The sequence below is a fragment of the Brevibacillus nigriterrae genome (assembly GCF_049846925.1).
Taxonomy (GTDB): domain Bacteria; phylum Bacillota; class Bacilli; order Brevibacillales; family Brevibacillaceae; genus Brevibacillus_H.
Genome location: NZ_JBNCMT010000037.1, coordinates 25,576 through 38,780, shown reverse-complemented (window position 1 = coordinate 38,780; position 13,205 = coordinate 25,576). Strand labels below are relative to the sequence as shown.

Annotated in this window: 12 protein-coding genes; 3 read left to right on the top strand and 9 right to left on the bottom strand. The window is 43.4% G+C overall.

The window, feature by feature from the left end; translation table 11 throughout:
* Positions 1 to 90 precede the first annotated feature (90 nt).
* The 3 genes from ald to ACPW7N_RS22055 all read right to left on the bottom strand — a co-directional run bounded on the left by ald (position 91) and on the right by ACPW7N_RS22055 (position 3,033).
* Complete coding sequence (ald, locus tag ACPW7N_RS22065; RefSeq protein ID WP_425653489.1) at positions 91 to 1,212, bottom strand: alanine dehydrogenase; 1,122 nt, start codon at positions 1,210 to 1,212, stop codon at positions 91 to 93.
* 131 nt (positions 1,213 to 1,343) lie between these two features.
* A complete protein-coding gene (locus ACPW7N_RS22060; protein ID WP_425653486.1) occupies positions 1,344 to 2,573 on the bottom strand; it encodes a PucR family transcriptional regulator in 1,230 nt (409 codons plus the stop codon).
* A gap of 106 nt (positions 2,574 to 2,679) precedes the next feature.
* Positions 2,680 to 3,033 (bottom strand): response regulator, encoded by a 354-nt coding sequence (locus ACPW7N_RS22055; protein ID WP_425653484.1) that lies wholly within the window; start codon positions 3,031 to 3,033, stop codon positions 2,680 to 2,682.
* A 360-nt stretch (positions 3,034 to 3,393) separates the two neighbouring features.
* Here ACPW7N_RS22055 and ACPW7N_RS22050 point away from each other — a divergent pair, with 360 nt between their 5' ends.
* Positions 3,394 to 3,534, top strand: a complete 141-nt coding sequence (locus tag ACPW7N_RS22050) for a hypothetical protein (RefSeq protein ID WP_425653482.1) — start codon at positions 3,394 to 3,396, stop codon at positions 3,532 to 3,534.
* Positions 3,535 to 3,621: 87 nt separating this feature from the next.
* Here ACPW7N_RS22050 and ACPW7N_RS22045 read toward each other — a convergent pair whose 3' ends face one another.
* The 6 genes from ACPW7N_RS22045 to ACPW7N_RS22020 all read right to left on the bottom strand — a co-directional run bounded on the left by ACPW7N_RS22045 (position 3,622) and on the right by ACPW7N_RS22020 (position 10,617).
* Positions 3,622 to 4,680, bottom strand: a complete 1,059-nt coding sequence (locus ACPW7N_RS22045; protein WP_425653480.1) for an HD-GYP domain-containing protein — start codon at positions 4,678 to 4,680, stop codon at positions 3,622 to 3,624.
* 87 nt (positions 4,681 to 4,767) lie between these two features.
* Positions 4,768 to 5,025: a DUF2573 family protein gene (locus ACPW7N_RS22040; RefSeq protein WP_425653479.1), complete on the bottom strand. Its 258-nt coding sequence runs from the start codon at positions 5,023 to 5,025 to the stop codon at positions 4,768 to 4,770.
* Positions 5,026 to 5,159: 134 nt separating this feature from the next.
* The gene (locus tag ACPW7N_RS22035) at positions 5,160 to 6,164 is read right to left on the bottom strand and encodes a C40 family peptidase (RefSeq protein WP_425653477.1); all 1,005 of its coding nucleotides are present in this window, start codon (positions 6,162 to 6,164) and stop codon (positions 5,160 to 5,162) included.
* A gap of 198 nt (positions 6,165 to 6,362) precedes the next feature.
* Positions 6,363 to 7,442, bottom strand: a complete 1,080-nt coding sequence (locus ACPW7N_RS22030; protein WP_425653475.1) for a YheC/YheD family endospore coat-associated protein — start codon at positions 7,440 to 7,442, stop codon at positions 6,363 to 6,365.
* 154 nt (positions 7,443 to 7,596) lie between these two features.
* Complete coding sequence (rsgA, locus tag ACPW7N_RS22025) at positions 7,597 to 8,676, bottom strand: ribosome small subunit-dependent GTPase A (RefSeq protein WP_425653532.1); 1,080 nt, start codon at positions 8,674 to 8,676, stop codon at positions 7,597 to 7,599.
* A 696-nt stretch (positions 8,677 to 9,372) separates the two neighbouring features.
* Positions 9,373 to 10,617 carry an MFS transporter gene (locus ACPW7N_RS22020; protein ID WP_425653474.1) on the bottom strand — a complete coding sequence of 415 codons (1,245 nt, stop codon included), beginning with the start codon at positions 10,615 to 10,617 and terminating at the stop codon, positions 9,373 to 9,375.
* Between the two features lie 115 nt (positions 10,618 to 10,732).
* Here ACPW7N_RS22020 and ACPW7N_RS22015 point away from each other — a divergent pair, with 115 nt between their 5' ends.
* Both ACPW7N_RS22015 and ACPW7N_RS22010 read left to right on the top strand, forming a co-directional pair.
* Entirely contained in the window at positions 10,733 to 11,626 is an 894-nt protein-coding gene (locus tag ACPW7N_RS22015) for a LysR family transcriptional regulator (RefSeq protein WP_425653473.1), read from the top strand.
* A gap of 107 nt (positions 11,627 to 11,733) precedes the next feature.
* Positions 11,734 to 13,173 carry a PAS domain-containing sensor histidine kinase gene (locus tag ACPW7N_RS22010; protein ID WP_425653472.1) on the top strand — a complete coding sequence of 480 codons (1,440 nt, stop codon included), beginning with the start codon at positions 11,734 to 11,736 and terminating at the stop codon, positions 13,171 to 13,173.
* Positions 13,174 to 13,205: the final 32 nt, after the last annotated feature.

The following is a 13,205-nucleotide window of genomic DNA, read 5'->3' as shown; positions in this document are numbered from 1 at the left end:
CATATCACAATCCCTTGGAGAATCATAGAATTCTGCATGAAAAAGAACCGTCTCAGTTACCTGAGGCGGTTCTCGTTATTTCTCATCAATTTAGTTTGTCACGAGAAGAACATTCTCGATTGCTTCATATGGAAGGTTTGTCGCATCAGCAACTGCTTTGTATGTTACTTTACCATCGATTACGTTAACACCTTTTGCAAGTGCACGGTTGTTTCTGATGGCATCACGGTATCCATTTGCAAGCTGAACAGCATAAGGAGTTGTTACATTGGTAAGAGCCCAAGTAGATGTACGAGCAACTGCTCCTGGCATGTTGGCTACTGCATAGTGGATTACGCCGTGTTTTTCATAGGTTGGTTTGTCGTGTGTTGTGATACGGTCGATTGTCTCGATCGATCCCCCTTGGTCGATTGCTACATCTACGATTACGGAACCAGGCTGCATGGATTTTACCATCTCTTCTGTTACCAGACGAGGAGCACGAGCACCTGGGATCAAAACTGCGCCTACGAGAAGGTCAGCTTTTTTCACAGCATTGGCAATATTGAAGCTGTTAGACATCAATGTTTGTACACGACCTTGGAACAAATCGTCTAATTGACGAAGGCGATCTGCGCTTACATCAAGGATCGTTACGTTAGCGCCAAGACCAAGTGCCATTTTCGCAGCATTCGTACCAACGATACCGCCACCTACGATTACTACTTCGCCTTTCATTACGCCTGGTACGCCGCCCAAAAGGACTCCTTTACCACCGTATTGTTTTTCAAGGAATTGTGCACCGATTTGTACAGACATACGTCCAGCAACTTCACTCATCGGAGTAAGAAGTGGCAATGCACCATTGTCCAATTGAATGGTTTCGTATGCAATCGCAACTACTTTCTTTTCCATCAAAGCACGAGTCAATTCAGGCTCTGGAGCAAGGTGAAGATATGTGAAAAGCACCAAACCTTCACGGAAGAATCCGAATTCTGCTGGAAGTGGTTCTTTTACTTTCATAACCATTTCAGCAGCCCATGCATCAGCAGCAGTTGGAACGATTTTTGCTCCTACCGCAGTGTAGTCGCTGTCGATAAAACCGCTTCCAAGACCTGCGTTGGTTTCGATCAACACTTCATGTCCATTTTGAACGAGAGCTGTTACACCTGCAGGGGTAATCGCTACACGGTTCTCATTATTTTTTATCTCTTTAGGAATTCCCACGATCATGAATAATGTCCTCCTTTTATACGCAAACAACGTTGTATTACCCACATTGTACAGCGTTTTTGGCCATTACTCATTGGTGATTCCTTTGATTTATTATTCTCTCTATTTGTGATTTTTCACAAACGCATTTGTCAGTTCTGTGTCTCTTTGCTTAACTTTTCCAGCTTCAAATCAAGGTACAAGGTAGTGCGCAGATTCATATCATCCAGATCTACACCCATGATTTCTTCCATACGGCGGAGGCGATAGCTGAGTGTATTGATATGGATGTGCAGCCGTTGTGCCGTTATATTCACCTTACCGGCTGCATCCAGGTAGGTCTCCAGTGTTTCGATCAGATTGCTTTGATGCTCCTGATCATATTTGCGCAATCGGACCAGGCGTTCATTTTCATAATGCTCCGTATCTCCCCATTTTTTGAGTTGCGACAAAAAGCGATAGATTCCCAAATCATGGTAACCTTTGACCTTCTTTGTCTCTTCAGGAAATAGTCTTCTGACTTGCAGAACTTGTAGTGCCTCCTGATAGCTTCTCTTGATATCAATGGTGGATTGATACGTTCGCCCGTACACACCGCTGGTTTGTCCTTCGGTGCGCTCTCCGACTCGACCGGTTGACTCCTGGAGAAACTGATCTGCATCGTGAAAAATGGAGGCTCCTTCCCTGACTCTTGATCGCATGCCCATCAAAATAATTAACTGATGACCATCCATCACCCAGAGCAATTTGTCTCGAATCATCAAAGGATAGAGATACTGCTCCAGTTGAGGGGAACTTGCTTCTATAATACAGACGAGAAATGGCGTAGGAATACTGAGTTGCAGTGCTTCTGCCTTTCGCTTGATAACAGCTTCACTCGCATGGTTGCCAAGCAACAGTTCCCAAAAGAATTCCTTGCGTCTCTGTTCTTCTGCTTTCCTTTTTCCTTGACGATGGACAAGTCGAGAAACGGCCGCCTTGGCCGCTTCTTTCAAAATATCATCGTCTTCTGGCTGAAATGATCGATTTACTTCCTGGGCCCAAATATAACCCAATACGTCATTTCCTTTTCGAATTGCAATGGCTATACGTTTTCCCAGCCCCACTTCATCTTTTGCCGGAATATGAACAGGATCGCTCTGGGTCAACAATTGTTGAAATACTCCGTCCTTCCAGAGGCGGGTAAGCACTTTCTCAGGAACCCGACGCCCCATGATGGTTGACCAGCGGGCAGGATCCGTACTTTCACCGTGAGAACTGTAGGCAATTAATTTATGATCTGCGTCTTCGATTGTAATCGGATTCTGCAAAAGCTCACCAATCACATCGGCAATCTCATCGATATCAGCGTGCTGGAAATGATCGAAATATCCTGATTGCACAAGTTCTTCACATCCTCTTCTCGTCACAAACCGTACTGTTTCATTACTTTATTATACAAAAAAACTGCTCCAGATGAGCAGCTTGTTGTTTTATGCTTAATTTGATTTATACCCAGCGACCGATTGCATCTAAAATTCGCTCTTTCTGGAATGGCTTCACGATAAAATCTTTTGCTCCCGCTTTCATCGCTTCCAGTACCATTTGACGTTGTCCCATCGCTGAACACATCAAAATTTTTGCTTTTGGATCTATAGCCAGGATTTCCCGTACTGCATCAATACCTTGCATATCAGGCATGGTGATATCCATAGTTACGATATCAGGAAGAAGTTCTTTGTACTTCTGGATTGCTTCTAACCCATTGCTTGCTTCTCCACATACCTCATGTGTTCCTGCCAACATTTGAGCCAACATATGTCTCATGAAAGCAGCGTCATCTACGATTAGAACACGGGCCACCCGTTTTTCCCCCTTAGTACACAATAAAAGTTCACTCTATTACTTTTACAAAAATAACAAAAAAAGTCTATATCGAGATTGCAATTTGCTAATAAATAAATTTTTACTATCTATTATTATACCCTATTTTGGATAAAAAAAAAGACAACACCGGGCATCGCATCGGGTTGTCAGAAGCAATAAAATGTCACAAGCAGATTATAAACCAACTGTCATGGATTTATCTAAGGTAATTGATTGGTAATCAAGGCAAAGCAACCCATTTCAAGAAAACCCACCCGACACAAGCTATCGCTCGCGGGCGGGGACCGAAACCAAGAAAATAGTCCGACTGGTAGGATCGGACTTGGAGGAAAGATTATGAAAAGGTTGTTATTTCTATTTTCGGCAAGAATGAACCATTTGTACCTAGGAAGTTATTGGCAAAAAAAAAGAGCGCTACTTATTTCTGAGATAAGTGCGCAAATAGAGGAAAAAGAGATTGAATTACCTATATTATAACAGTAGCAACATGACGAAATTTGTAGAAATAACAGACTGATACATGAAAAAATATCGTGTTTTCTATCTTAAATTCGACAATGTCCACTACTCTAGCATTCCATTGATAAAGACAGTTGTTTCTTGTGCCAGATCAATATCCGTAAAGTCGTGCTCGTCTTCCATTCGCTGACTGCGGGAGCGTTCCTTCTTGATGACACGCACAATCGGTCTGGATGGTAGTCCACGATTTTGATCAATCACGACTCCCACTTCGCCTGTACTCAGCTTCAATGAAGACCCTGTCGGATACATGGCAATCGACCGTAGAAAACGTATGACCATGTCGTGATCGAAGCGGATGTTTGCCAATGCCATGATTTTTTCACAAGCGACATACGGATGACATGTCTCTTCCTCAGAAAAAGGAGAAATCAGGTTATCGTAGTAATTGGCAATTGCCACAATTTTAGCAAAGTCGTGTATCTCAGCACCCGAAAGCCCTCGAGGAATACCTGCCCCGTTTATCCATTCATGATGTTGAAGCGCAACATGAGCAGATACAATGCTCATTTCATGTTTTTTGCGAAGGAGATTAAATCCCAGCCAGGTGTGATGATTTTCTGAAGCTAGTCCTGATGCTGAAGAATCACCATCCTCTTTAATTGCCTTTCCCATATCATGAAGCAAGGCTCCCAATGCAAGTTCCTTTAGCTGTGCATTATTGTAGCCTAAACCGATGCCAATCGTAGTTGCCATCATGCAAACATTGAGCGAGTGAATAAACAAACTGTTATCCGAAGTTCGTATGTCATTCAGGTTCAAGAGAACTTTACGGTTACGGAGAGTCTCATCAATGATATTAGAAATCGACTTTTGAATCCCTCTCAAATCCACACCCTTACCAGATTGTACACATTGTATGGCTGAAGAGAGATTGGAGATCGCCTCCCTCTTCGTCTCGTCCGTTACTGTATCTTCAATTTCCACATCGGAAAAGTTAGAGTCAGTAATATACAACATGGTCACTCCAAAACGGCGAAGCTTATGAATCATACCGACAGTAAGCTGCACATTCGCCTGGAGTAAAGTCAAACCGTCACTACTATAAATGCTGCGACCAAGCGTATCACCTGATTCAACTTGTTCGATATTAACATAGCGCATGTTGTCACTTCCTCCATTATCTATCTCTTCCATAGTAACATAGAAAAACTTTCTAAACGAATGAAAAACTTCCTGTAAACACACGCATCACGAGCGATTATTTTTTTCCTGATTCCACTGTTTAATCTGATCAAAAATTTGTTTGATCTGAGCTTTCGCCTCCTGATGTGACGGCTCACTTCCCCAGTGCTGGATCAGTGGAGGCATCACCTTCATCATATGGCTGTATATGCACCAGGTTTTAATCATTTCTACTCGGTCTGGATTACTTTCACCGGTTAGGAGTTCAGTAAACTTGTTTATCAAATCATCTAATTCAGGTATCTGCTGCTTCTGATCACTCATAGTAAACCTCCGCAAAATTCCTATTTTCTGCTTATTCCACGACTTAGGATATTCTGTTTTTGTTACGAATAACCCTTTCTTTAAAAAGAAAACAGGAACACTTTGAAGTGCCCCTGCTTGGAAAAAGTTTAAATTTATTTGATCACTCTGGTAGCCGTAACATAGTGGTCATCCCACCAGCCTTTACTCATCGTACTGTAACGGACGCCACCTTTTCCATAGGTGTGAAGAACTCTGTTGTTCCCCGCATAAATACCTACATGCCCGATTCGTTTAATCGAATTCGCATCATACTTCATCGTTGCACCCGTGGAGAAAAATACAAGGTCGCCTACTTGCAAATCCTTGCGTGAAACTTTTATTCCATTCTGTGATTGTGCTCGTGCACCACGGCTGAGTTTGATCCCGTTCTCCGCAAATACACGTTGTGTGAAGCCAGAACAGTCAAAATACTTTCCTTGATTGTCATTCCAGTCTGCGCCGAATTTATATGGCACAGCAAGGTATTTTTCTCCTGTCACAATCAATTTCTGACCAAGTTGCGTGTTGATAGTACCAGGATTGGTAGGAGTCGGTTGAGTTGGCGTAGGAGCTGGAGTCGTAGTTGGCGGTGGTGTTACTGGCAACTCTGGTGTTTCAACCGAATGAAGACGACGTGCACCCAGGTAGCTGTTAGAGAACCAGCTCAGTTTCTTTTCAACTACTTCGTCTTGACCTTGCGCAGCATAGACGAACTTATCGTTACCGACGTAGATCCCGCAATAGGACGGGTACGTGTTTGTCCCGTTTTTGAAGAATACGATATCTCCTGGTTCGAGCGAAGATTTGGACACTTTTTCACCAGTACGGTAAATGGCTGCTACTGTATCCTCAACGTGTATGCCAGCCTTGCCATATACGTAGGCGACCAGACCTGCAGCATCAAACTGTGTTGGCCCATTTGAGTTTTTGTTATAATCCTTACCAATTTGCTCACGGACCAGTGAAATAATTTGTGCGGTATTCAGTGAATCATCTACACTTGCTACCACTTCAGTTGTATCTGCTGCAAAAGCTTGTCCACCTTCAGCGAACATCAACAGGGATGTGCTTAGCATGACGGCAATCGATGACTTTTTTAACCAATCTTGTTTCGTCATTCTCTTTCCTCCTGACTGTGATGTTTTTTTCCTCGGAACTGGTTACTCATCCATGATAATGTAGGAAATCTGCCATTGATAAGGTCGTAAAAATTCCCATTCTGTGATTTGAAGAGATAGTCCTATATGTACGGGTTCCTGCTATCGACACGCTCTCGGGTTCATTTGTGAGACTAAATAACTAAAAAAGCTTCCAAATCATGGATTGGAAGCTTTCACTAACGATAAGGCATATTGAATTGGTTTGCGGATTGCCTCTTGATAAAGATTTGGCCGCCCCATTTCTTTGAAAATCTCTCTTCCCGGCTTGGGGTTCACTTCAATAAGCCAAATATTCCCGTCCACATCAATCCCGATATCCAGGCCAAATTCCATCATTCGACCAAAATGATTTTCAATGGAATGAACCACTTGAAAGGCCAGTTCATGACATTCCTGTTGAATCTCTTTCAACCTTTCAGCACCAAATCTTTTCGTAATGAAGTCTTCAAATGATAAGGCTTTGCCCCCGCCGTGCAGATTGGAGGTTGAACTATTTGCTCCCCCGACCCGGACACCCATACCGGTTACTTCCCATACTCCCTGACTGTTTTTTTGAATAAGCAGTCGAGTGTCGACTACACGATCAGGAACCAGCTCCAAATTAACTCCTTGTTGAATCATGAAGTTTCCGTCACGGATTTGTTCCTGCCGAACCCAACGTCCGACGAAACTGCTCAGTGATTCTAATGAAGAAAAGGAACTTGATTTTTTCACCAGATTGCGATTCCGACCCAGTATGGAGTATCCTTGATAGTCTCGTGAGACTTTCAGAATACTCCTTCCGCCGGTTCCATTACCGGGCTTGATATATAGCACACGATACTTTTTCAGCATCTCCTGCAATTTCACTTTTGAATACTCACATGTCTCTGGCAGCCAGCTCTTCAACGCCTTCTCCTGAAGAAACAGCTTTGTAGCATTCCATTTGTTGGTGTAGGTGCTGTTTGCATAGACAAATAATTTTTGTTTCCGAAATGGCAAATACCCTGGCTCTCTCTTGCGACAGCGATCAATCACAACATCGGGCCACGGAAAGATGCGACTTTCCCATCCGCCACTTGGACTCGGGATAAATCCTCTAACTTGTTTCTTTTCACGGTTCGCATCCTGATGAGAAAACAAAAACACAGTTGCCCCTAATTCCTTGCCTGCCTGGATGAGTCTGCGAAAATAAACCGGCTCCTGAAATCGCTTATCCTTTCTCCACGTCAGAATCCCAATGATCGGTCTGGTCATGTTTCCAAATCCTCCCTACCTGTTCTGTAGGTAGTGTATGTCAGCTTGATAGGCAAGGGTGACTACATCGGGCGAAGCTCTCAAACCTATAAATTTCTACATACAAAAAAACAAAAGCCTCCGAGCATAAACACTCGGAGACTCTCTATGTCTTTTATGGCCTGTTCTTTTGTTTCTTTGCCGCCTGATGGATTTTCTTCCACTTTTCTTTTTCAGCCAATTGCGCTCGCTGATCATCCTTGCGGGCTAGATAAGCCAGCTCCCGCTGAAGCTTCAAGTAGCTGTCGTATCGCTTTTGATCCAGCGTTCCATCGGCAAGTGCTTGCTGGATTGCACAGTTTGGCTCCTTTTGATGGTTACAATCCGTGAAATAGCATTCAGATGCAATCGTCTCGATGTCTTCGAATGTTTCCTGCAAGCCATCACTTGCTTCCCACAATTGCAGTTCCCGCATACCAGGCGTATCAATAATCAGTCCACCATCGGGAATCAGTACAAGCTCTCGATAGGTGGTTGTATGTTTTCCACGGTCGTCCCCTTCCCGAACTTCCTGGACCTCCTGTATGGATTCTCCGTACAAGTAGTTGAGCAGTGTCGATTTCCCCACACCGGACGATCCAAGCAATGCAACAGTTCGGCCTTCTTGCAGGTAAGAACGTAGTGAGTCTAACCCAGTATCTTGAAATGTACTAATAACATGAATCGGTACACCTAGTGCAACAGCTTCGACTTCCCTCACTTTTTCATCCACATCATCACACAAATCTGCTTTACTCAGGATGATGACCGGAGTTGCTCCGCTTTCCCAAGCCATAATCAGATAGCGTTCGATTCTTCGCGGGTTGAAGTCATTGTTTAATGCATTGACGAGAAACACGGTATTCACATTGGTTGCGACAATCTGTTCTTCTGTGACACTGCCCGCTATTTTCCGTGAAAACTTGCTGAATCTCGGCAAGATGCCCTGAATCGTCGCCCGTTGCTCATCTTCACGAACAGACAGAGCAACCCAGTCACCCACGGCAGGATAATCTTCCCTGCCTTCAGCACGGAAACGCATTTTCCCTGAGATTTCCGCCAACATTTCACCGCTTTCGCAATACACCCGATACATATGCTTATGCTCCAGAGCGACTCGCCCTGCTACAAATCCTTGTTGTTGATAAGGTTTAAATTGTTCTTCTAACGCTGGTGTCCAGCCTAATTGTTCTACTATCAAGTAGGATTCCTCCATGTGATCGATTTTTCTTTGGATCACAGAAGAACCCTCACACCTATTGGATTACTTACGAGTCCCAATAAAGGAGGACATCTGTGATCCTGCTTGATGGGTATTACAGAACTTTGGGTTATGAGTAGTAAATATCATACTAACATCACTCCTTCACAAATATTGATGCCACTGCATCTTATGCAACGCACAAGGTTTATTTTACCACTAATTCTGAAATAACAATACAGCCATTCTAAAGAATATCCACCGACAATTGCCAGGTCAGGTCGGTGAAATCCTTGGTGAAAGGAGTTGGATCGTGTGAGCAAGCATAATGGCGTAAAAGGTGAACGCAGCAAAAAGGAAAACCCTTCCCAAACGCGCAATTCCAATACGGTTAGCAAAGAAGCGGAAGCTCTGGACAAGAAAGGCTTTCGCTAGTCAATAAACACAAAGGAGGCCGTCCGTCTTGCGGTCTTCTTTTTTTATACCTTATTCGCATCAGAATAGAAAAACCGCCTCCATAGGGAGACGGCCTACATCGAGCCCGAAAGTGATGGAAATTTAATTCTCTTTGGCACATCTACCTCCAATTAGAGTTAGGTACTCAAAGCTTTCATTTCCACACTACTTCGACTTTTGGTCGATTGGGTGACCCAGTTAATGATCTGCGGCTTTTCGCCTCCTTAAGAGACTTGACCCGTTCAAAACCTTTGATCACTTGGGCTCGATGATATTAGTATGGATGATTTGCTTCGGTTTATTCTTCACCTGAGAAAAAAACCACAAAGCTGATAAGCTGAATAATATCCCTGCTGAAACGGCAAATAACTGCTGTTCCGTCAAAACAAACCCTAAGAGCGGCCCAAGTGCAGCTCCAGCATCAACCGCTAAGGCAAAGCTGGAAATGAGAACGGTTTTGTTTTCGTTCGAAATGATCCCATTTAGCTGAACATCCATGGACGTGGTAAGAACTGTCGCAAAAAATTGAATCATCAATAGAAGGATAATAAATAGCAGGTGGGATGCGGTAATGGAAACCAGACAAAACAGCACAGCATTCATGAAAAAAACTGTTGTTAGAAACAGGTTGCGGTTATTGCTGCTCTGGGCATCCAGTTTCTTTCCGATAAATGGAGAAACCCACGGTTCCCACCCCCAACGCAAAGCATGCAATACGCCTGCCACGGAGGCTGCTCCCCATATGATTCCCGCCCATGAAATACTTCCTACGTAGACAGAAATTAATCGGCTGATGGAGGAAGTAACAATCCCTTGAAACAACATGGCTACAAGAAATGCAGTACCGATGACAATTGTAATTTGCCAGCTTGTAATACCATTCATACTGCCAAAAGAAACATCCTGTCTACCACTTGTGTTCGGATCAATGGCTGTTGAATGGCTCACACGCAAGTATCGCATCACAACTGGTACGAGTGGAATGGTGAGAAGACCAAACACGGTTACAATTAGTGAAAATGAAACCCATTCCGTCAAAATTCCCCCTACCAATACCCCAACAAGGCTCCCCACTCGGTACAACCCATTGTACGTTCCGATCAAATGTCCCATCTGACTGGATTGACTTGCTGAAAAAATAGCGGCATATGCTCCCTGCCGAAGCAATGTCCAAGCAACTCCCCATAATACCCGCAGAACCAGAAAGCCCGTAAATGAATGCACCGCTCCATAACCGATGGTACTGACCCCTGCTAAAACAACGGCGACGATGATTCCAGACTGAATAGAAATTCGGCTGTAAATCCAGCCTATGAATGGATGCAAAGGAAGCCGAATGAGACGATTGATGGAAAGCAGCACTCCTACTTCCCATATATTAAGCAGCCCCAAATCCCTCCAGAAAACAGGTAAAGCCACATAAAGAAACGAATCTCCAAGCAAGCATACGGCCGTAATCAATGCCAAACCACTAATCTGCCTCACAGTTTCTGTCCCCATCTTTTCACAACCTTTATAAGATGGTTTCAGCATAAGGGATAACAAACAAACTAACTAATTGTTATTTTTAACCGATATATAAATAGAATTGATCATTTCCAATCGGGAGGATTTAATGAACCTTCATGCCTTGCGTGTTTTTACGGAAGTCGCGAATCATTTGAGTGTTACCCGCGCAGCAGAATCTCTTCATCTTAGTCAGCCTGCCGTGACTGCACAGGTTCGCAAGCTTGAAGAAGAAACCCAACTCCGACTGATTCAGTCTGAAGGCAGAGGAATTCGCCTGACAGAAGCAGGTATTACCCTCCACCACTATGCCAAACGCCTCTTTTCCTGGGAGCAAGAAGTGGAACGACAATTACAGGGATTGCGGGAAGGAACCGTCGGAAAATTGAGAGTTGCTGCTACACATATGCCTGCACACTTCCTGCTTCCCCAATGGTTGGCTGCCTTCAAGCGAACATTTCCAGACGTAGAAGTAACCGTTTTGACCGGGAATTCCCGCTTCGTTTATGATCAACTACTGAATTATCAGGTTGATATGTCCATAGTCGCAGGTGGTTGGGATGAACCCGAAATTGCTTGTGAGGTTCTAGGCGAAGATGAACTTTGGTTTATTGTCCCGTCCGATCACCCATTTGCGGGACAGCACGTCACTCTCAAACAGATGACTAGCATTCCATTTCTGTTTCGTGAGGAAGGCAGCTCTACAAGGCGCTATCTGGAGGCACTTTGTATCGCCCAAAATTGCAATCCCCCTATCATCGGTCTTCAGCTACAAGGGATGAATCAAGCAATACAAGCTGTACTCGCAGGATATGGTGCCATGCTTGTCCCCAAGCTGGCGGTAATCGATCATGTAACAAACCAGCGTCTCTCTCGGGTTTTTGTTAATGATGTCTGCATAAAACGCCACATCTCCCTCTGTATACGTAAAGAGGAACAGGTTACAGCCGTCGTCAATAATTTTTGTCAGATGATCCGAACATCTGGATTTTGTAACAAATAGAATTATTCTAAAGAAATTATAAATTTTTCGAATTTTGATAGGATTCTCCTTTTCAATAGGGAATTTGGTTAGGATAGAAAAAAAAACACCCATTGGAAGGTATTAATATGGAAAAAACCAGCATGGAAAGTGAATTTAACAATGTAATAACCAGTGCTTTGATCGATCATTCCAACACGTTATTTTGTTTATTGCAAAGTAACGGGATCATCGATTTCATGTCACAATCTGTTGCTCTTCATCTTGGTTTCTCCGCTCAAGAAGTCATCAATCATTCTTTGTATGAATTTATACATAAAGAAGAAACTGTCTCGCTTCAACTGATTCTGGAAGAGACTGTCCGGACGAAGCGATCCACGCAGTATGAATGCAAGTGGGTTCACTTCGATCAAACACCTGTTTTTTTTGATATGCAGTTCATTCCATTGCTGAATGATCAGCTAAAAACAGGGCAAATTCTTTGTATTGCTCATAACGTCACATCCCGCATTCAACGCATGGAGACAGCACTCGACAAGATAGATCAATATAAGTTGGTTACAGAACATATCACTGATTTAATTCAATTGGTTGATACAGAACTCAACATTTTGTATGCGTCTCCATCCTATCAATCCGTGCTTGAATTTGACCCAACCAAGCTTGCCGGGAGTTCCTTGTTTCAACTGATTCATCCCGATGATAAAGAAAACTTGTCCCGAAAGGTCAAGCTCCTGCGAACATCGAATAGACCAGTTTTCACAGAGGTTCGCTATCAACATAGCAATGGTGATTGGTCTTTGATGGAGGCAAATCTGACCCCGCTTTTCGACTCAGAAAAAAACATCAAGGGGATTATCATCAACTCCCGTGATATTACTGTTCGCAAACAAAACGAAGAAGCGATTGCCCAAGCAGAAAAGCTCTCGGTTATCGGGCAAATGGCTGCAGGAATAGCACATGAAATTCGCAACCCTTTGACTTCCCTTAAAGGCTTTGTTCAGTTGTTAAAACGTGAATCCAACAGCAATCAGCACTATTTTGAAGTTATGTTAACCGAGCTGGATCGCATTAATTTTATAGTCAGCGAATTGTTGGTACTTGCCAAACCGAATACGGTTGACTTCTCCCATCAAAACCTCCATGAAATTATCAACCACGTCATGATGCTTTTGGATACCCAGGCAATACTGAACAATGTTCAAATTCTGGCTGATTTCGATCCAATGATTTCAAACATTTATTGTGCTCCCAACCATCTCAAGCAGGTTTTCATGAATGTGATCAAGAACTCCATCGAAGCCATGCCCCATGGCGGCATCATTTTAATCAAAACGAAATTGCTGAACGGCAATCAAATTTGTATAAGCTTCCAGGATAATGGACGAGGCATACCAGATGAGTTGCTGGCCAAGCTGGGAGAACCCTTTTTCACGACGAAAGAAAGAGGAAGCGGTCTTGGCTTAATGGTGAGCCAAAAAATCATCAAGGATCATCGTGGAGAACTCCATTTTTCAAGTGAACTGACCAAAGGAACAAAGGTGACGATCACCTTGCCTTTTGAATAGGAAAGTTAGAGTTGATGAGACAAACGCATCAA